Origin of the sequence: Microbulbifer jejuensis, assembly GCF_047289955.1 — a bacterium.
Classification (GTDB): domain Bacteria; phylum Pseudomonadota; class Gammaproteobacteria; order Pseudomonadales; family Cellvibrionaceae; genus Microbulbifer.
Map to the genome: position 1 here is coordinate 150,483 of NZ_JBLBUB010000001.1, position 19,739 is coordinate 170,221.

Sequence of the window (19,739 nt, forward strand, 5' to 3'; positions counted from 1 at the left end):
TTTGAATCTGGATATACTACGGCTGACCGTATTGGGTCCAAGTGTCACCGCGCCCAGCGGCGGGGCCCAAGGTTGCATAAAATTTCGACCCCGGGCCCAGGATTGCGGCCCAGAATAAAAGAGGTCAATCAATGTTATTTAATGGCAAAGCGCTTACGGTGCAGATGCTGGACAACGGCATCGTTGAGCTTAAGTTCGACCTGCAAGGCGAATCCGTCAACAAGTTTAATCGTCAGACGGTTTCTGAGTTTTCCCAAGCGCTGGATGCTATCGAGGCAGCGGAAGGCGTTAAGGGAGTGCTGCTTACCAGTGGCAAGAGTGTCTTCATCGTCGGTGCCGATATCACCGAATTTGGCAGTGCCTTCTCCGCCGGTGCAGAGGGTGTTGCTGATCTGATGAGCCAGAATCATGAAAACATCAACCGCCTGGAAGATTTGCCGGTACCCACCGCAGTCGCGATCAATGGGTATGCACTGGGTGGGGGGTTTGAGGTATGCCTCGGTTGTGATTTCCGTGTGATGGGTGAAGAGGCCAAGGTTGGCCTGCCTGAAGTCAAGCTGGGTCTGATCCCCGGGTGGGGTGGCACCGTGCGATTGCCCCGCCTTTTGGGTGTCGATGTGGCGGCCGAGTGGATTGCTGCAGGGAAAGACCAAAAGCCCGCTGCGGCGCTTGAAGTTCATGCCGTGGATGCAGTGGTGTCGACCGATAAATTAAAAAGCGCAGCACTTAAACTGCTCGAGCGCGCGATTGACGGAACACTGGAGTACAAAGCCGGTCGCGAGGTTAAAAAATCTCCAATTCCGCTGAATGACACCGAAGCTCTGATGGCTTTCTATACCACCAAGGCATTTATTGGCCAGCAGGCGGGTAAAAACTACCCGTCTCCGGTTGCTGCGGTTGAATCCATAGAGCAGGGCTACAAGTTAACCCGCGACGAAGCGCTGAAAATCGAGCAGGAAAAGTTTATCTTCTGTGCCCAAACGGGCACTGCCAAGTCACTGGTAGGCCTCTTCCTGAACGACCAGGCAGTTAGCAAAGCAGCCAAGCGCTGGGAGAAGAAGGCGGATAAGCCAGTCGAGCGCGCGGCAGTCCTGGGTGCGGGTATCATGGGTGGAGGTATTGCCTACCAATCTGCCTACAGAGGCACGCCCATCAAGATGAAAGACATCGATCAGGCAGGTATCGACCTCGGCCTGAATGAAGCCAATAAACTGCTGTCCAAACTGGTTGAGCGCAAGCGTCTCACTGCGGAAAAAATGGGTGAGGTCCTCAATCGCATCGAGCCGACTTTGAGTTACGATGGGTTTGACAATGTCGATGTGGTGGTAGAAGCGGTTGTTGAAAACCCGAAAGTAAAGCACTCGGTTTTAAAGGAAGTGGAGACCAAAGTCAGCGAAGATACCGTGATTGCATCTAACACTTCCACAATCTCCATCAACCACTTGGCTGAGCCATTATCCCGTCCGGAAAACTTCCTGGGCATGCACTTCTTTAACCCGGTACACAAGATGCCGCTGGTGGAGGTTATTCGCGCAGACAAGACTTCTGATGAGGCGGTTGCACGGGTGGTTGCTTACGCGAATAAGATGGGTAAAAAAGCCATCGTTGTACGCGACTGCCCTGGATTCCTCGTAAACCGCGTGCTTTTTCCGTATTTTGCGGGTTTTTCATTGCTGGTGCGCGACGGTGCCGACTTCCGGTCCATCGACAAGGTGATGGAACGCTGGGGGTGGCCGATGGGTCCGGCTTATCTGATGGATGTTGTGGGTATTGATACCGGTGTGCATGCGGAAAGTGTTATGGCGGAGGGCTTCCCGGATCGGATGGGTAAAACCTTCACTGCCGCTTCCGATGTGATGTACCAGGCCGGTCGCTACGGCCAGAAGAATGAAAAGGGCTTTTATAATTATGAGCAGGATAAGAAGGGCAGGCCCAAGAAAGTGGCTACCAGAGAATCTTACGATCTGCTTAAGCCCCATGTCGCCGAGTGTCGTGAATTCGAGCGCGATGAGATTGTTGAGCGCATGATGGTGCCTATGGCGACTGAGCTGGCCCGCTGCCTTGAGGAAGGTATTGTCAGCTCCCCGGCTGAAGCGGATATGGCACTTATTTACGGTGTCGGTTTCCCGCCTTTCCGCGGTGGTATTTTTGCCTGGCTGGACACGATCGGTTTGGATGAGTTCGTGAAAATAGCCGATAAGTATGCAGAGCTGGGCGAGCTGTACAAACCCACCGAGCGCATGCGTGAAATGGCCGCAAGTGGCGAAACCTACTACGGCAACAAGTAAGGAGAATAGCGATGGGTTTAAATCCTAGAGATGCCGTAATTGTTGACTATGCGCGTACGGCCATGGGGCGTTCGAAAAGTGGCGTCTATCGCCATGTGCGCGCCGACGATATGTCCGCGGAACTGCTGAAGAAGTTCCTGCAACGCAACGACAAACTGGATCCTGCGGAGATTGATGATTTGATCTGGGGTTGTGTGATGCAGCGGGACGAGCAGGGCTTCAACGTGGCACGCTTTATCCTGCTGCGCGCCGGACTGCCCCATACCATACCGGCGCAGACAGTCAACCGCCTGTGTGGCTCCTCCATGTCCTCGCTGCACACTGCCGCGGCCAATATCCAGGCGGGTGTAGGCGATGTGTATGTGGTGGGGGGGGTAGAGCACATGGGCCACCTGAATATGATGGAGCATGTCAGCCCCAACCCGATGCTGGGTCGCTATATGGCCAAGGCAGCTGGTTCCATGGGCATGACCGCTGAATACCTGGCAATGATGCACGGCATCCAGCGTCGGCAAATGGATGAGTTCGGTGCCCGCTCTCATCAGCGTGCCGCAGAAGCGACCAGAGCCGGCAAGTTCAATCGCGAGATTATTGCCATTGAAGGTCATGACGATGACGGCGTACCTTCTATGGTGGAGACCGATCAGACCATTCGGCCGGACACCACCGTGGAAGGTCTCGCACAGTTGCAGCCGGCGTTCGATCCCAAGCACGGCCAGGTGACAGCGGGGACATCGTCCCAGATCACCGACGGCGCCTCCGTAATGCTGGTCATGTCGGCAGAGCGTGCGGAGGCTCTGGGTATGATCCCGATTGCCCGTGTGAAGGAGATGGCCCTGGCTGGCGTTGATCCTTCCATCATGGGGTATGGCCCTGTGCCTTCCACCAACAAGGCACTGAAGCGTGCTGGCCTCAGTATCAATGATATCGACAAGGTTGAGCTGAATGAGGCATTTGCAGCCCAGGCGCTGCCGGTGTTGAAGGATCTCGGCCTGCTCGAAAAAATGGACGAAAAGGTCAATCTGTACGGCGGTGCTATCGCTCTGGGTCACCCCTTTGGCTGCTCCGGCGTGCGTATCACAGGCACCCTGCTATCCGTTTTGCAGAACGAGGGTGGAAACCTCGGTGTTTCAACTATGTGTATCGGGCTGGGGCAGGGTATTACCACGATTCTAGAACGGGTATAAATCCCTTCAGCTCTGAAAAGGCGTCGTCAAGACGCCTTTTTTAATTTTGTGGGCTTAGTATCCGGCAAGTTGTTGAAGCCTTTATACCACTGTGGCACAATCTCGCTCCTTGCTGCGTTAGCCTTTTGTTTTAGTGCGAAAGTTTATAAATATCAAAGGGTTAGCAACGAAGCTATTCCGGGGACGTGGTGAAATTGGTAGACACGCCAGATTTAGGTTCTGGTGCCGAGAGGTGTGGGAGTTCGAGTCTCCCCGTCCCCACCAAATCAAGAGTCCTGAAGTCCGCCGGATCTGCTCCGAATGGGTGGGTGCGGGCTTCTTGTATCTGGCATGGGCGGGAATTTGCTTTGTAAGTTCACTGGAGATGCCATGCGAGGTGGCCGGTTGAGTCTCCGGCGCCCGGTATTCGTTGGCGCTGTGGCGCGATATAAAGAGAGAGTCTCACGAGGATAAACATGCAGGTTTCCATCGAAACTACTTCTGGTCTGGAGCGCCGTTTAACGGTTAATTTATCGGCGGAAATCGTCGATAGAGAGGTGGACAAGCGTCTCCAGCAGGCCGCCAAAACTGTTCGCGTAAACGGTTTTCGCAAAGGCAAGGTGCCTTTGAAGCTGGTGCGCCAGCGCTTTGGCGCCGGTGTTCGCCAGGAGGTGCTAGGCGAGGTGATGAGTCGCTCTTTCCAGGAGGCTGTTGAGAAAGAACAATTGAAGCCTGCCGGCCAGCCGAGCATTGAGGCAAAGGAAACTGCCGCGGGGAAAAATCTCGAATATGTTGCCACTTTTGAGGTTTATCCCCAAGTAGCCTTGACCGACCTCGCTGAGATTAGCATTGAGCGGCCGATTGCAGCAGTTTCCAGCGCTGACATCGACAATATGATTGACGTATTGCGAAAGCAGCAGTCCACCTGGAAAGATACCAAACGTAAAGCCCAAATGGGAGACCGTGTCAGCATCGATTTCATTGGTCGAAAGGACGGTGAAGTGTTTGAGGGTGGTGAAGCCAAAGGTGAGCAGTTGGTGTTGGGTTCAGGGCAGATGATCCCAGGTTTTGAAGATGGCATCCTGGGAATGAAGCCGGGAGAAGAGAGGGATGTCGATTTGACCTTTCCCGCAGACTACCAGGATGAAGCGCTGCGCAGTGCTGCGGTAACGTTTCACATCAAAGTGAACTCCGCTGAATTGCCTGAATTGCCTGAATTGGATGATGTGTTTTTCGAAGCGTACGGCGTTGAGGGCGGCGGGGAAGAGAAGTTCCGTGAGGAAGTGCGCAGCAATATGGAGCGGGAGCTTAAGAACGCCGCATTGAACAAAGTGAAGACCCAGGTCATGGATCAGTTGTTCGAAAAACATCAACTAGAGCTGCCTGCCGCGTTGGTGACTGGTGAAATCAAAACCCTCCGCGCCCAAATGATCCAGCAGTTCGGTGGTCAGGTTAAGGTCGAGGATGCTGAGCGTATGTTGCCGGACACCATGTTTGAAGAACAGGCCAGGCGTCGGGTGGTCCTTGGGCTCGTGGTGGGTGAGATTGTCAAGCAAAATGACCTGACTGTGGACCCAGAGCGCGTGAAAGCAAAAGTCGAGGAATTGGCCTCCACTTACCAGCAGCCGGAAGAGGTGGTTGACTACTATTACAGCAACCGCGAACTGTTGACGGGTGTAGAGTCTGTCGCTTTGGAAGACCAGGTAGTCGATTTCATACTGGTTTCTGCCAAACTGGAGGATGTTGAAAGTAGCTACGATGAGGTCATCAAGCCGCAAAAGAGCTAAATTTTAACTCCTCCACAGGGATGCGCGGCCCTGCTTCGGTGGGGCACTGTTGCATCTCCTTCCCCTTGTGCCGGCTGGCTTTATCCCGCCTGACCGGTTAAGCTCTGAAAACCGAATTTTTCAGCATCGGTGACAGTCACCTGTATGCTGACCCGTGGAATACGCCACAAAAGGAAGCAATGGTACCTATGGCACGAATTGATTTTCCCCAAGCCTCTATTGACCCTTCAGCAACTGGTTTGGTGCCCGTAGTGGTGGAGCAAACTGCCAGGGGGGAGCGCTCGTTTGACATCTACTCCCGCTTGCTCAAGGAGCGGGTTATTTTCCTCGTTGGGCCGGTTGAAGACCATATGGCCAATCTGGTGGTTGCTCAGCTGTTGTTTCTGGAGGCTGAAAATCCTGACAAGGATATCCATCTCTATATTAATTCTCCCGGTGGTTCTGTGACTGCGGGTATGTCAATTTACGATACAATGCAGTTTATCAAGCCGGATGTGAGCACCATGTGTATTGGCCAAGCCTGTAGCATGGGAGCTTTTCTCTTGACCTCCGGGGCTGTTGGCAAGCGATTTGTGACTCCTAATTCTCGCGTGATGATTCACCAGCCGAGTGGCGGTGCTCAGGGGCAGGCCAGTGATATTCATATTCAAGCCCAGGAAATCCTGAAAATTCGCCACCGTTTGAATGAGTTGATGGCACATCATTCGGGACGCCCGGTCAGCGATATTGAACGGGATACGGAGCGCGATCATTTCCTCAGCGCTGATGAAGCCAGAGAGTATGGCCTGGTAGACGAAGTATTGTCACGTCGTCAAGCACTGGATAAATAGTGATTGCAACTGGAAATTTGTCAGAGGCGTTATCTTTCATTGGTGCATTCTTTCGAGTCGTATACTTCGGTAAAAGGACTTGAAAATGACGCCAAAAGGGAGCACCTTGCTGGAATACTTATATCTGAGAGGGCCCTGGCCGGGCAGTGACCACGGAGTATTTTGATGACCGACAAAAGCAGCGGTGAAGACAGTGGCAAGTTGTTGTACTGCTCCTTCTGTGGCAAGAGCCAACAGGAAGTGCGGAAATTAATCGCCGGGCCGTCCGTCTTTATCTGTGATGAATGTGTCGAACTGTGCACTGACATTATTCGCGAAGAGGTCCAGGAAACTGCGGAAGGCCCGGAAGGGCGCCTGCCCACTCCACGTGAAATCACCGAAATCCTTGATCAGTATGTGGTAGGGCAGGAGAGGGCCAAACGCGTGTTGGCGGTGGCAGTTTACAATCATTATAAGCGCCTGCGCAGCAAAACTGGTGTGAAGGGCAAGGATGAAGTCGAACTCAGCAAGTCGAATATCCTGCTGGTAGGTCCCACTGGCAGTGGTAAAACCCTATTGGCCGAGACGCTCGCGCGCCTGCTCAACGTGCCTTTTACCATCGCGGATGCGACTACGCTCACTGAAGCTGGCTATGTGGGTGAAGATGTCGAAAATATTATCCAGAAGCTGTTGCAGAAATGCGACTACGATGTCGAAAAGGCCCAGCAGGGTATCGTTTATATTGATGAAATCGACAAGATTTCCCGTAAATCTGACAACCCCTCTATCACCCGTGACGTATCCGGTGAAGGCGTGCAACAGGCACTGCTGAAGTTGATTGAGGGAACCGTGGCTTCAGTGCCCCCCCAGGGCGGGCGCAAGCATCCCCAGCAGGAATTTCTGCAGGTGGACACCGCCAACATCCTGTTCATTTGTGGCGGTGCCTTTGCGGGTCTGGACAAGGTGATCCGTGATCGTTCAGAGAAGGGCGGAATCGGATTCAGTGCCGAAGTGAAGTCAAGCGATGACAAGAGTAATTTTGGGGAAATAGTAAAGGGCCTGGAGCCGGAAGATCTGGTTCGTTACGGTTTGATCCCCGAGTTTGTGGGCCGCCTGCCGGTGACAGCCACACTTGAAGAACTCGATCGGGAAGCTCTGGTGCAGATTCTTACCGAGCCCCGCAATGCATTGACCAAACAGTATGCAAAGCTCTTCGAGATGGAAAATGTGGAGTTGGACTTCCGTCCGGACGCCTTGGATGCGGTGGCGACCAAGGCCATGGAGCGCAAGACCGGTGCGCGCGGATTGCGCTCTATCATGGAATCGGTATTGCTGGAAACCATGTATGATATTCCCTCCGCGGATAACGTCGCCAAGGTGGTTATTGATGAGCCGGTCATCAGAGGGGAGTCGGCGCCCCTGCTGGTTTACGAGAACGAAACCAAGCCGCAACAAAAGGCGGTGCCAGAAGAATAGCGCTCAATGTGCCAGGTAAAACCCCATAGCGGGGTTTTTTTATAGCTATTTTTTATCAATGACAGGATTGTAGCCCTTTTTTCAAAGCATATAGAGAATAGTTTTCTGCGGTGCATTTGAAGTCGGCACACATTGAAGGCGAGATTAGACTTGTATTCGGGGCGATTCCCCCCCATTTCTTGTAACTGAAAGGCGGCACTCCAACTCAAGCTGCCATTCTTTGCAGCAGCATGGTGCTGTGGCAAATACCCAGTGATAGGGCTGAGAGGAGTTCTATGGATCAGTCATCCGACACTACACTTGCATATCCATTGTTGCCATTGCGGGATGTCGTTGTTTACCCGCATATGGTAATCCCGCTGTTTGTCGGCCGGGAGAAGTCCATAAAAGCCCTTGAAGAGGCAATGCGCAGGGATAAGCAAGTGCTGCTCGTAGCGCAGAGAAAGGCATCGGAAGATGATCCCGGCGCTGAGGACATCTACCGGATAGGCACAATCGCCAGTGTTCTGCAGCTTCTCAAACTTCCCGACGGCACTGTAAAAGTGCTCGTGGAGGGAGGGGAGAGAGTCAATATCCTCGGTGTTGAGACGCTTGAAAACCACTTTGAGGCTCGCATAGAGCCCATGGAGACGCTGGAACTGCCGGAGGGAGAGACGGAAGCCCTGGTGCGCTCAGTGATGGCTCAGTTTGAGCAGTACGTTTCTGTCAGCAAGAAAGTACCCAATGAGGTGATTACATCGCTGGCGGGGATTGATGAGCCGGGTCGGCTGGCGGACACCATTTCGGCCCATATGTCTCTGGAACTCGCGCAGAAGCAGGAGCTTTTGGAAACGGCCAGTGTCAAAGAGCGCCTTGAACACTTGCTCGGTTTGATGGATTCTGAAATTGACTTGATTCAGGTTGAGAAGCGAATTCGTGGCCGCGTGAAAAAACAGATGGAGAAAAGCCAACGCGAGTATTATCTGAATGAGCAAATGAAAGCCATTCAAAAAGAGTTGGGTGAAATTAGTGAAGAGCCCAATGAAATCGAAGAGCTGGAAAATAAAATCAGCGATGCTGGCATGAGCGCTGAGGCGGAAAAGAAAACCCGCGCAGAGTTGGCTAAAATGAAAATGATGTCGCCGATGTCTGCGGAGGCATCGGTGCTGCGCAGCTATATCGATTGGATGCTGAGCCTGCCCTGGAAAAAAGGCAGTCGGGTTCGGCATGACCTGAAGAAGGCTGAGGAGATCCTGGAGAAAGATCACTACGGACTGGAGGAAGTTAAAGAGCGCATACTCGAATATCTTGCGGTGCAGAAGCGCGTTAAAAAAGTGAAAGGCCCGATCCTGTGCCTGGTGGGTCCGCCCGGGGTTGGTAAAACCTCTCTGGGACAGTCTATCGCCCGCGCCACCAACCGCCGGTATGTGCGTATGGCCTTGGGCGGGGTGCGTGACGAGGCAGAAATTCGTGGACACCGTCGCACTTACATTGGCTCACTACCGGGTAAGCTGATACAGAAAATCTCCAAAGCTGGTGTAAAGAACCCCCTGTTTCTGCTCGATGAAGTAGACAAAATGGGTATGGACCAGCGCGGAGATCCCGCATCGGCACTGCTGGAAGTGCTGGACCCGGAACAGAACAAGAGCTTTAACGACCACTATCTGGAGGTGGACTATGACCTCTCCGATGTGATGTTTGTGTGTACCTCAAACTCCATGCATATTCCGGGCCCCCTGCTCGACCGCATGGAGGTAATACGTTTACCCGGTTACACCGAAGATGAAAAGCTCAATATTGCCCAGCGCTATCTGGTACCCAAGCAGCGCAAAGCGAATGGCCTCAAAGAGGATGAGTTGGCACTGTCCGATGATACGATCCGGGACATAGTCCGCTACTACACCCGTGAAGCAGGAGTGCGCGGGTTGGATCGGGAAATTGCCAAGATTTGCCGCAAGATTGTCACTGAACATGTGCGCAATCCGTCGGATAGAAAGGCGGTGGTGAAACCCAAGGAACTGGAAGAGTTACTGGGTGTGCGCAAGTTTGACTTTGGCCGTGCAGAAGAGGAAAACAAAATCGGTATTGTTACCGGCCTTGCCTGGACCGAGGTGGGTGGTGAGTTACTCAATATTGAGGCATCCGCGGTACCAGGTAAGGGGCGCATGATCAAAACCGGTTCCCTTGGCGATGTGATGCAGGAGTCGATCCAGGCCGCTCTGACGGTGGTTCGCTCGCGTGCTCAGGCACTTGGAATAGGGCCCGACTTCCACGAGACACGGGATATCCATATCCATGTACCGGAAGGCGCTACGCCTAAAGACGGCCCATCGGCAGGTATTGCCATGTGCACTGCACTGGTTTCTGTGCTGACTAATATCCCGGTACGCTCAGAGGTTGCGATGACGGGTGAAATCACTTTGCGCGGAGAGGTGCTGCGCATCGGTGGTCTCAAGGAAAAGTTGTTGGCGGCACACAGAGGCGGTATCAAAACTGTACTGATTCCTGCGGATAACGAGCGGGACCTAAAAGATATTCCCGACAATATCCTTCAGGATCTGGTGGTGAAACCCGTTAAATGGATCGATCGGGTACTCGAGCTGGCACTTGAGCACAAACCGGAATCCCTATCGGATGAGGAATACTCTGCCTTACAAAAGCAAGCTGAGGAGCGCTCTCAGCGCTCATTCCAGACCCACTAAATCACTGTTGTGCGGGGTGGCCTTTGTCACCTCGAAACAATTTTTAAGATCAAAATATAACCGGTAAGTGATATTCAGCTGGCTGGAGATTACCCGGTCAACTGGAAACCCCCATGGTTCCTTGACCCGTTACCGGGCAGTTGGTATAAAACAAGGCTTGCTGCCCGGCATGTGAGTGGTTGGTGGTCAAAAAGTTACAACTAAGGGTGCCCAACCTGAGGGTATCCGAAGCATATTGAAAAGAACAGAGGGATTAAGCGTGAACAAGTCCGAATTGATTGAAGCAATTGCCGCATCTGCAGATATTCCAAAAGCAGCTGCCGGTCGTGCTTTGGAGGCAATGGTCGATAGCATTACTGATGCGCTTAAGAAGGGCGATCAGGTTGCCTTGGTGGGCTTTGGTACCTTCGCGGTTAAAGAGCGCGCGGCCCGTACCGGTCGCAATCCGCGCACGGGGGATCCAATTGAAATTGCTGCGGCAAAAATTCCCAGCTTCAAGGCCGGTAAAGCCCTGAAGGACGCCGTAAACTGAGTGTGTCAGTGATCTTCCGGGCTTTATAAAAGCATCGGAGCTTCAAACAGGCGTGTCAGCTCGGATGCGCCTTTTTTCTATCTGCACAGTCAAATAACAGACTCAACTTTTGGAGCTGAGCATGCTTCAGTCCATGCGCGACAACCTGAAAGGTACAGCGGCAATTATCCTTGCGGCCTTTTTCGGTTTTATTATGGTTATTGGTGGCATCGACTTTTTCGCCGGGGCCAGTGGCGGTGCTGCCGATGCGGTTGCCGAGGTCAATGGTGAGAAGATTACCAATCTGGATTTGCAACGCGCAATCCAAAATCGCCGTAATATGATCATGAGCCAATATGGCGAAAATGTGCCTGCGGATCTTATTAGCGATCAACAGTTGCGCGAACCTGTGTTGCGCCAATTGGTTTCCAGCGCTGTACTGCGCCAAGCTGCCCAGAGTAGCGGCATGGTGATGAGCACGACAGCTGTGAACAAAGCCATTACAGATATTCCTGCGTTTCAGGTGAACGGTAATTTTGACCCGCAACTCTATCGTGACGCTTTGCGCCGCATGGGCTATAGCACGGCGAACTTCCCCCAGGTTATCGAAAGCGATCTGGCCTTGCAGCAGTATGCAGACAGCGTCACCGGAAGCGCTTTTACTACAGAGGCGGATGCCAAGCAAATTGTTGCGGCTTCTATGGAGGAGCGCGACTTCGATTACGTGGTGATGCCTGTACAAGCGCTGTTGGCTGGCATTGAGATCAGTGACGGGGAGGTGGCGCAGTACTATCAGGAGAATCAGGGTCAGTACCAGCGTCCCGAGCAGGTGGCTGTTGAGTATATCGAGCTGACGCCTAGCGTATTTGCCGCCAATATCGATATCTCCGAAGAGGATGTGCGTGCTCAATATGATCAGGAGGTAGCCAGTTTTGGCGCTGAGCGTCGCCGCCATGCTGCCCATATCCTGCTGGAAGATGCCAGCCAGGAGAAAATAGCTGAGATCCAGGGCAAGCTGAACGCCGGTGAGGACTTTGCCCAGTTGGCAAAGGCTTATTCCGATGATATCGGTTCCCGGGAAGAGGGCGGTGATCTCGGTTTCACCACCGGCGATGTCTTTCCCAAGACTTTCGAGGAGGCACTAGCCTCTCTGGAAGTGGGGCAGGTATCGTCTCCGGTAACTACCGATAGCGGCACCCACTTTATCAAGCTGCTGGAAGTTGAAGAGAGCGAACCCCCTACTTTTGTAGAGCGTAAAGGTGCGATTGAAAGCCAACTGCGCAGTGCCGCTGCAGAGCGGGAGTTTGTTGATGCCCTGAGCCGGTTGGCCGATCTGGTCTATAACGCCGACGAACTCTCTGGCCCGGCCGAGGAGTTGGGTGTGTCCTTACAAAGCAGTGATCTCTTTTCCCGCACCGGCGGCACCGGTGTACTGGCAAACAGCCAAGTGATCGATGCCGCTTTTTCTCCTGAGGTGAAGGAAGACGGCAATACCTCCGATGTGTTGAACCTGACCAATGAGCACTCGTTAGTGCTGCGTGTGACCGAGTCCAAGGCAGCCGGTACTTACCCGCTGGAAGAAGTTCGCGAGCAAATCGTTGAGCGCCTGAAGCGCGACAAAGCCAGCGCGCAGCTTGTGCAGCAGGCACAAGTGCTGAAAGAAAAGCTGAGCGGGGGAGAAGACTTTGCAAAGCTTGCCCAAGAGCAGGAGCTGACCTTTGAGACCAGTGATAAGACCCGCCGCGGGGGCTTCGGTGAGCGCGGCGAAATTAACAACAAAGCCTTCTCACTGTCAGCACCTTCGGCGGGTGGGGGTGCCTTAGCGGTATTTGCCACCGACAATGGAGACCAGGTGGTTCTCAAGCTGCGTGCTGTTCGCCCAGGCAGTTTGTCACAGCAAAACAAAGAGCAGCGTCAGGCACTGATGCAGCAGTTGGCCTCGGTCAATGGCGGTGCTGAATTGGCGGCAGTGCAGCGCTACCTGTCGGATCAGGCCAAGGTCGAGCTTTTCGCCAGCGGTGAGTAACCGGGTTGTAATAGGCAGTAAAAAACCCGGCATTTTGCCGGGTTTTTTGTTATCAGGAGCCGCCTAAACCATTCAAGCGGTCGGCTCAGAAAGGTTTTCAGCGCGTTTGACCGGCGCTATCCACAAACAGGGTCAATCGCTGGCCGGGTTGCAAATATTTTGATTTGGTCAGCTTGTTCCAGCGCAAAATATCATCGATTCGCAGGCTGAATTTGCTGGCTATCCGATAGAGGGAGTCACCGCTTCTCACTTTATAGGAGACCTTGCGGGTGGTGCGGTTGTTCTTGTCCGGAGTGCTGTCATAAGAAACCAGTACGCGCCCGGGACGCAGGGTATCGCTGGGGGCCATGTTGTTCCAACTGGCCAGTGTTTTTACGCTTACCTTCAACCTGCGGGCAATGGCCCAGAGACTGTCGCCGGGTTTAACAGTATAGCGGGTCTTTTGTCCGTGCCCCTGGGACTGGCGGTGCCTCACACGCTGGTCAAGGGCATAGGCATACTGTCCGGCAGGGCCGGATGCGCTGGGGATCAGCAGGGTTTTGCCAGCACGGATCTTGTTGTTGCGAAGCTTGTTGGCCTCGCGAATCGCCGATACGGTCGTCTGGTAATCCCTCGCAATGGTGGAGAGAGTATCGCCCCGAACGATGGTGTACTGTTGCCAGGTTACCCGTTGATCCTCCGGCAGCAGCTTCAGGGCGCTTTCAAACTGCTCCTGTTTGTCGATGGGAATCAGTAACTGGTGATTGCCGTTGGGGTCTGTTGCCCAGCGATTGTAGCCGGGATTGAGCAGGTACAACTCCTCGATTTCGATCTCGGCCAGATCCGCGGCCTGGGCCAGATCGATCTGGCTGCCGACATCTACACGGGCATAGTAGGGTTGGTCTGCTACGTCGTGCAATGGCACCTTATAATGCTCCGGGCGCGATACAACCTCTGCCAGGGCCAGAAGCTGGGGGACATAGTGCCTGGTTTCCCGCGGCAGTTTGAGTTCCCAGAAGCTGGTACCCAGCCCCTTGCGCCGGTTGCGTTCAATGGCCCTGCGCACAGTGCCTTCGCCGGAATTGTAGGCCGCCAAAACCAACTCCCAATCGCCGCCGAAACGCTCGGACAGGTAATAAAAGTATTTGACCGCAGCGTGGGTGGATTCGTGGATATCGCGGCGGCCGTCGTACCACCAGTTCTGTTGCAGGCCCAACGAACGGCCGGTAGAGGGAATAAACTGCCACATACCGGAGGCTCGGGCGTGGGAATAGGCAAAGGGATCGTAGGCGCTCTCAACGATTGGCAGCAGAGCCAGTTCCAACGGCATATTTGCCTGATCCAATGCCTCGGTAACATGGAAAATATAGCGGCGGGCGCGTTGGGTAACACGCGCCATATAGCCTTCATTGCGGGAAAAATAAGCGATGTAGTCCTGTACCTTGGGGTCGCCAGTATGGTGGTTGAGCTGAAATCCCTTACGCAGGCGATCCCACATATCCTCCAGTGGCAGTGGCTCTTCAGTGGCTACCAAGGTGGGCGTATCCGTGTTCAGTGTATTAGAGGTTTCTTGTGCCGGAATGCTTTCGCGTTCGGGAGGGGTATCTTTATTTGGTATTTGCGAACAGGCCCCGACCGTGGCTGCCAGCAATGCCATGGCAAAATTCTTGTGAACCATGTTTGGTATATCCGTGCGTACTGCTTTTAATTCCCGGCCAAGATTGCGCCGGGGCACTTATTTTTTGGTGATACTGAGCATTTGATCATATCCATGTGATTCTAAATAGCCTAAATAGTTTCGGTCAATGCGGGTGACCATAAAATATACAGGTGCTTTGTGGTACTTTCTAACTGACAAGTAAGCGGGTATTGAAATGGCCATTTGATGGTCGTCCTTGAAGTATCAGTGTCCGTGTGCGGCGCTGTATTGCCGGGGTTTATACCTGACTACGCCGATGATGAGCCTTTCTGAGCCGTGTTCCCCCGGCAATTGAAAGCTTCGCCTGTAAGTAGAATGAGCGATAAAAGTTTAGCCGATGACTATTTCTCTAGAAGTGGTCTTTCCATTCGCGCAAGAGTGCAAATAGGGCGACTTGATCCAGAGTTGAGGGATTAGGGTGCCCCGCGTGGCGCGCAGCGCTTTTCATTATCTCGGGCACTTTACAGCGCAGAAAGGGGTTGGTCGCCAGTTCCAGGGCGATGGTGGAGGGGAGTGTGGGCTCGTTCGCATCCCTGAGCGCCTGGCAGCTGGCGAGCCGCTGAGCTATGGCTGTGTTTCCCGGCTCGACGGTATTGGCGAAATGCAGATTGTCCAGTGTGTATTCATGAGCGCAGTAGACCCGGGTAGTGGCGTCCAGCGCACTCAGTTTCGCCAGGGAATGGAACATCTGTTCCGGGGTGCCTTCAAACAGGCGGCCACAACCAGCGGCAAACAGTGTATCACCGCAAAACAGATGGGTCTGCACAGAGCTGCCGGATACAGGTTCCCGCAGGATCAGTGCCAGGTGGTCCAAAGTGTGGCCCGGTATATTGCAGACTCCAAGGGGCATGCCCAGCACGGTTACTACACCGCCTCCTGTCAGTGGGGTTGTCACTCCCGCAATGGATGCGGGGCCAAGGACCGGGCATTGATACTTTTTAACCAGTGGGGCAATACCGCCGGTATGATCCGGGTGATGATGGGTAATGAGAATACCGTTTAGCGAAGCGCCCTGGAGGGCTTTAATAACCGGGTCGGCCTCTCCGGGGTCCACAACCCAGTGTTCATCGCCTTGTTGGAGATGCCATATATAGTTGTCGCTGAATGCGGGTATAGGGGATATTGAGAGCATTTCGGCCCTGCCTGCCAAGTGGATAGTGAAACGATACCATGTAGGATAGGGATTGGCGCACAATTAAGACACCGGTAGGGGATGAAAATGAATATGTTGTTACCAGATGATCGAGAATAGTCAAAGGGTTACACTCAATGGTGCCCCGGTTGGGTAGTGGGATCGGCAGCGGGAGTGGCACAAGCGCAGGTCCTGTCGAGGTTCAAAAGGAGGCTCAATGACAGAGGAATCGAGGCCGCGCAGCCAGTCGGAGTTGGCGTCACTGGCCAATAGCTGCCCAGCGCTGTCCCACTGGTTTTCCAGTGCGCTGGGGCAGGAAATCCTGTCCCAGCAGCTGGCTCTGACGCAGCCACTGGTGGAGGGGCTGTTCGGCTACCATCTGATGCAGGCGGGTGTCACTGATGCAGTGGATTTTGCGGCATGCAGCCGCATCAATCACCGCTTTCGTCTGGCTACTTGCCCGGAGCAGTCCGGCGCCGCCCTGGTGGAGTTTGAGCAGTTGCCCCTTCCCTCAGAATCCATTGATATAGTTCTACTGCACCACCTGCTGGACTTCTCTCATCATCCCCACCAGGTACTGCGCGAAGCCGCTCGGGTATTGATACCCGGTGGACGCATGCTGCTAATGGGTTTTAACCCTTTCTCTCTGTTGGGTCTGTCCCGCCTGTTGTTCTCCCGCGGGGCTTATCAGCAGGGTAATCGGTTGCGTGCGGCGCGGGTGGCCGACTGGATGAATTTGCTCGATCTGCAGGCAGAGCGGGTCGAAAGGGGCTTTTTTCGGCTCCCCCTTCAGCAGCGTGACCTCCTTGACAAAACGGCCTGGATGGAACATCTGGGCTCCCGTTGGCGCTTGCCTTGGGGCGGCTTTTACATCATAGTCGCGCGCAGAGAAGTGGCCCGTGTGCGCACTATAAAGATGAACTGGCATACAAAACGAAAGCCCACACTGGCGGCGACACCGACAAGCCCCCGCGTCGCGGCGCGAGGAAAACATCAAAAGCACTGAGCTTGCGGGATTGCCCTGCAACTCGGTCGCATTCCTGTTTTGGCATTGATTTTGAAACAAATTACGATCTATACCGATGGTGCATGTCGCGGTAATCCGGGGCCTGGTGGCTGGGGTGCGCTGCTGGTTTATGGGGAGCGGGAAAAAGAGCTGTTTGGCGGAGATGCCCATACGACCAATAATCGAATGGAGTTACTGGCTGCAATCAAAGCTCTAGAGGCGTTGAAACAACCCTGTAAGGTCGATCTTCATACCGACTCCCAATATTTGCGCCAGGGCATTACCGACTGGATCAACAACTGGAAGAAAAACGGCTGGAAAACCGCCAGTAAGAAGCCTGTCAAGAATGCCGATCTCTGGCAGCAGTTGGATGCACGGGTGTCCCGGCACCAAGTGCGGTGGCACTGGGTGAAAGGCCATGCAGGTCATCCCGGTAATGAGCGGGCGGACCAGTTGGCCAATCGCGGTGCCGATAAACTGAAATCCTGATAAGGAATAGGAAATGCGTCAGGTTGTCCTGGATACCGAAACTACTGGTCTTGATCCCAAAAGCGGTCATCGAATCATTGAGATTGGCTGCGTGGAGTTGGTTAACCGCAAACTTACAGGGCGTCACTACCATCAATATATCAACCCGCAGCGGCGGGTGGATGATGGGGCTGTTGAAGTCCACGGGATCACCAATGAGTTTCTCGTGGACAAACCAGTCTTTACACAGGTTGCCGATGAGTTTATGGGTTTTTGTGAAGGCGCCCAACTGGTTATTCATAACGCACCCTTTGATGTAGGGTTTATTGACGCCGAACTGGCTCTGCTGGGCAACCCGCGCTGGCAGAATGTGAGTGCTCACTGCAGTGTACTGGATACTCTGGCGTTGGCCCGGGAAAAACATCCTGGGCAGAAAAATAATCTGGATGCATTGTGCAAACGCTATTTTGTCGATAACTCCCAACGGGATCTGCACGGTGCTCTGCTGGATGCAGAGATTCTCGCCGATGTTTACCTACTGATGACCGGCGGCCAGACGGATCTGGTTCTGGCCCAGGGGGGCGATGCCCGCAACCCCGATGCCGAAGAAAGGAAGCGGGGGCAGAGCGATGCGCCTTCCCCTGCCATCCGCAGGTTACCGCGGGATCGGGTGTCACTTTCCGTGGTCCAGGCTACGGCTCAGGAGGTTGAGGCCCACCAAGCCATGCTGATGTTGTTGCAAAAGGCTGCCGGCAAACACTTCTGGTAAATGGGAGGCTGATGAAAGGGCCTCCCGGTGATCGCCGATGTTCTTTTATCCCCCTCACTACGGGCAGCAAGCCCACTGCCCGTACTTAATCCGATTCTCCTCCACTCAAACCTTCTCTTAGCAGGTTGTTGAAAAAGGCATCCTGCCTTTTTCAAAACACGAAAAGCGAAAAATGTGATTTTCACTTTTTTTCCAAAATCAACGACTTAGGCTTCGCCGATTTTGCCGAAATATCCATATCTCGGTACCAGGCGTCGAAATTCTTCGAATTTCAACAGCCTGTTAGAGGACGTATATCACAGCAAGCAGTGCCACAGTGCTGAGTACAATGGTGTAGGGCAGCGCCATCAATACCATGCGGCCATAGGAAAGCCGGATCAGTGGCGCCAGAGCGGATGTCAGAAGGAACAGGAATGCCGCCTGGCCGTTGGGGGTCGCGACACTGGGTAGGTTGGTGCCTGTGTTGATGGCGATAGTCAGTTTGTCAAAGTGCTCTCGGGTGATATCGCCTGCCGTAAGGGCCGCTTTCACTTCGTTGATGTATACCGTTGCCACGAAAACATTGTCACTGATCATTGACAGCAGGCCGTTGGCAAGAAACAGCAATGCAGGCTGTTGTTCGGGTTTCTGCGATAGGACAAAATGTGTTACGGGCTCGAACAGGTGTTGCTGGTGAATGACTGCCACGATGGCAAAAAAGACCACCAAGAGGGCGGTAAAAGGCAGGGCTTCCTCAAACGCGTGGCCGATACGCGCCTCTTGCACAATGCCGTTAAACGAGGTTAGGAGCACGATAATCATCAGGCCGATAATGCCGACCTCGGCAACGTGAAACGCCAGTGCCAGCACCAGCAATACTGCCACGCTACCTTGTACCCAGAGTTCAGCCACCTGAAAAGAGGTGCGTTTTTTTTCCTCTTCCTGGGAGAATTGCACTATCACCTCCCGCACGGCCTGAGGCAACTGGGCACCGTATCCAAACCGCTTGGCTTTTTCCAGAAGAACACAGGTAATTAATCCGGCAAAAAAAGTGGGAATAGTGATCGGTGCCATTTTCAGGAAGAACTGCACAAACTCCCAGCCAGCTTTCTCTGCGATCAGCAGATTCTGGGGCTCGCCCACCAGGGTGCATACTCCCCCCAGGGCCGTACCCACGGCACCGTGCATAATCAGGCTGCGAAGGTATGCGCGGAACTGGTCGAGATCCTCCCGGTGATACTCGACTACGTGTTCGTCATTGGAGTGGTCGTGGTCGTGGTGATGGTGGGGCTGTTGGGATGCGACCCTGTGATAGACTGCGTAGAACCCGACTGCTACCGCGATTAAAACCGCAGTGACCGTCAGGGCATCGAGAAACGCAGACAGCACCGCAGACACTGCACAAAACAGCAACGACAGGATTGTCTTTGATTTCACATGGATTAAGATCTTGGTGAAAACAAACAGCAGCAGGCTTTTCATAAAGTAAATGCCGGCCACCATAAACATCAGCAGGAGAATCACCTCGATGTTTTCTATCACCTCGTTATAAACCGCATCGGTGGTGGTCATCCCCATCAGGACTGCCTCGATGGCGAGCAGCCCCCCCGGCTGCAATGGATAGCATTTCAGGGCCATGGCCAGGGTAAAAATAAATTCGCCAATCAGTACCCAACCGGTGATAAAGGGGCCGCTGACATAGAGCACCAGGGGGTTTAAAAGAAGAAAGAGGGCGATGGTCAGCTTGTACCAGTCCGGCGCTTCACCGAGAAAGTTACTGGCAAAAGCCCGGCCAAATCCGTTGCCAGAGGCGGTGAGTGTATTGTTGTATGTGTTCATCAATGGCTTCCCTGGTAAACCCATGGGTATGAGAAAAATTGGAGTGCTGGGTATTTTGCCCGCGTAGCAAGGGGCGAGACCTCAGCCACGTCGTTCACACGCCCTGCATTCAAACCGCACGAAT

Annotated in this window: 14 protein-coding genes and 1 tRNA gene; 12 read left to right on the top strand and 3 right to left on the bottom strand. The window is 53.7% G+C overall.

The window, feature by feature from the left end:
* The first annotated feature begins 131 nt into the window (after positions 1-131).
* The 9 genes from fadB to ACL7TT_RS00750 all read left to right on the top strand — a co-directional run bounded on the left by fadB (position 132) and on the right by ACL7TT_RS00750 (position 12,744).
* Positions 132-2,288, top strand: a complete 2,157-nt coding sequence (fadB, locus tag ACL7TT_RS00710; protein WP_413392326.1) for a fatty acid oxidation complex subunit alpha FadB — start codon at positions 132-134, stop codon at positions 2,286-2,288.
* An 11-nt stretch (positions 2,289-2,299) separates the two neighbouring features.
* A complete protein-coding gene (gene fadA / locus ACL7TT_RS00715; RefSeq protein ID WP_413392328.1) occupies positions 2,300-3,475 on the top strand; it encodes an acetyl-CoA C-acyltransferase FadA in 1,176 nt (391 codons plus the stop codon).
* Between the two features lie 179 nt (positions 3,476-3,654).
* Positions 3,655-3,739: transfer RNA gene (locus ACL7TT_RS00720), tRNA-Leu, on the top strand.
* Between the two features lie 191 nt (positions 3,740-3,930).
* On the top strand, positions 3,931-5,241 hold the full coding sequence (gene tig, locus ACL7TT_RS00725; RefSeq protein ID WP_413392330.1) for a trigger factor: 1,311 nt from the start codon (positions 3,931-3,933) through the stop codon (positions 5,239-5,241).
* Between the two features lie 188 nt (positions 5,242-5,429).
* Positions 5,430-6,071 carry an ATP-dependent Clp endopeptidase proteolytic subunit ClpP gene (gene clpP, locus ACL7TT_RS00730; RefSeq protein ID WP_299940789.1) on the top strand — a complete coding sequence of 214 codons (642 nt, stop codon included), beginning with the start codon at positions 5,430-5,432 and terminating at the stop codon, positions 6,069-6,071.
* Positions 6,072-6,236: 165 nt separating this feature from the next.
* Positions 6,237-7,526, top strand: a complete 1,290-nt coding sequence (gene clpX / locus ACL7TT_RS00735) for an ATP-dependent Clp protease ATP-binding subunit ClpX (protein ID WP_299940786.1) — start codon at positions 6,237-6,239, stop codon at positions 7,524-7,526.
* Between the two features lie 275 nt (positions 7,527-7,801).
* Positions 7,802-10,207 carry an endopeptidase La gene (gene lon, locus ACL7TT_RS00740; protein ID WP_413392332.1) on the top strand — a complete coding sequence of 802 codons (2,406 nt, stop codon included), beginning with the start codon at positions 7,802-7,804 and terminating at the stop codon, positions 10,205-10,207.
* Positions 10,208-10,466: 259 nt separating this feature from the next.
* Positions 10,467-10,739: an HU family DNA-binding protein gene (locus tag ACL7TT_RS00745; protein ID WP_299940781.1), complete on the top strand. Its 273-nt coding sequence runs from the start codon at positions 10,467-10,469 to the stop codon at positions 10,737-10,739.
* Positions 10,740-10,860: 121 nt separating this feature from the next.
* Positions 10,861-12,744, top strand: coding sequence for a SurA N-terminal domain-containing protein (locus ACL7TT_RS00750; RefSeq protein WP_413392335.1), 1,884 nt, complete (start codon positions 10,861-10,863; stop codon positions 12,742-12,744).
* 97 nt (positions 12,745-12,841) lie between these two features.
* On the opposite strand, the gene ACL7TT_RS00755 is transcribed toward ACL7TT_RS00750, so the two are convergent.
* The gene (locus ACL7TT_RS00755) at positions 12,842-14,401 is read right to left on the bottom strand and encodes a LysM peptidoglycan-binding domain-containing protein (RefSeq protein WP_413392337.1); all 1,560 of its coding nucleotides are present in this window, start codon (positions 14,399-14,401) and stop codon (positions 12,842-12,844) included.
* Positions 14,402-14,771: 370 nt separating this feature from the next.
* Positions 14,772-15,554: a hydroxyacylglutathione hydrolase gene (gene gloB, locus ACL7TT_RS00760; protein WP_413392339.1), complete on the bottom strand. Its 783-nt coding sequence runs from the start codon at positions 15,552-15,554 to the stop codon at positions 14,772-14,774.
* Between the two features lie 217 nt (positions 15,555-15,771).
* Here gloB and ACL7TT_RS00765 point away from each other — a divergent pair, with 217 nt between their 5' ends.
* Genes ACL7TT_RS00765 through dnaQ form a run of 3 tightly spaced genes read left to right on the top strand, consistent with a single transcriptional unit; the run spans position 15,772 to position 17,797 of the window.
* Complete coding sequence (locus ACL7TT_RS00765; RefSeq protein ID WP_299940769.1) at positions 15,772-16,560, top strand: class I SAM-dependent methyltransferase; 789 nt, start codon at positions 15,772-15,774, stop codon at positions 16,558-16,560.
* Between the two features lie 51 nt (positions 16,561-16,611).
* Entirely contained in the window at positions 16,612-17,049 is a 438-nt protein-coding gene (gene rnhA, locus ACL7TT_RS00770) for a ribonuclease HI (RefSeq protein WP_299940767.1), read from the top strand.
* Between the two features lie 13 nt (positions 17,050-17,062).
* Positions 17,063-17,797 (top strand): DNA polymerase III subunit epsilon, encoded by a 735-nt coding sequence (gene dnaQ, locus ACL7TT_RS00775; protein WP_413392342.1) that lies wholly within the window; start codon positions 17,063-17,065, stop codon positions 17,795-17,797.
* A 282-nt stretch (positions 17,798-18,079) separates the two neighbouring features.
* On the opposite strand, the gene nhaB is transcribed toward dnaQ, so the two are convergent.
* Positions 18,080-19,615, bottom strand: coding sequence for a sodium/proton antiporter NhaB (gene nhaB, locus ACL7TT_RS00780; RefSeq protein WP_413392344.1), 1,536 nt, complete (start codon positions 19,613-19,615; stop codon positions 18,080-18,082).
* Between the last annotated feature and the right edge of the window lie 124 nt (positions 19,616-19,739).

What these genes read in the sequence shown, in the direction of transcription:
- fadB (WP_413392326.1), top strand. Translation starts at nt 132, where the DNA reads ATGTTATTTAATGGCAAAGCGCTTACGGTGCAGATGCTGGACAACGGC.
- fadA (WP_413392328.1), top strand. Translation starts at nt 2,300, where the DNA reads ATGGGTTTAAATCCTAGAGATGCCGTAATTGTTGACTATGCGCGTACG.
- tig (WP_413392330.1), top strand. Translation starts at nt 3,931, where the DNA reads ATGCAGGTTTCCATCGAAACTACTTCTGGTCTGGAGCGCCGTTTAACG.
- clpP (WP_299940789.1), top strand. Translation starts at nt 5,430, where the DNA reads ATGGCACGAATTGATTTTCCCCAAGCCTCTATTGACCCTTCAGCAACT.
- clpX (WP_299940786.1), top strand. Translation starts at nt 6,237, where the DNA reads ATGACCGACAAAAGCAGCGGTGAAGACAGTGGCAAGTTGTTGTACTGC.
- lon (WP_413392332.1), top strand. Translation starts at nt 7,802, where the DNA reads ATGGATCAGTCATCCGACACTACACTTGCATATCCATTGTTGCCATTG.
- ACL7TT_RS00750 (WP_413392335.1), top strand. Translation starts at nt 10,861, where the DNA reads ATGCTTCAGTCCATGCGCGACAACCTGAAAGGTACAGCGGCAATTATC.
- ACL7TT_RS00755 (WP_413392337.1), bottom strand. Translation starts at nt 14,401, where the DNA reads ATGGTTCACAAGAATTTTGCCATGGCATTGCTGGCAGCCACGGTCGGG.
- gloB (WP_413392339.1), bottom strand. Translation starts at nt 15,554, where the DNA reads ATGCTCTCAATATCCCCTATACCCGCATTCAGCGACAACTATATATGG.
- ACL7TT_RS00765 (WP_299940769.1), top strand. Translation starts at nt 15,772, where the DNA reads ATGACAGAGGAATCGAGGCCGCGCAGCCAGTCGGAGTTGGCGTCACTG.
- dnaQ (WP_413392342.1), top strand. Translation starts at nt 17,063, where the DNA reads ATGCGTCAGGTTGTCCTGGATACCGAAACTACTGGTCTTGATCCCAAA.
- nhaB (WP_413392344.1), bottom strand. Translation starts at nt 19,615, where the DNA reads ATGAACACATACAACAATACACTCACCGCCTCTGGCAACGGATTTGGC.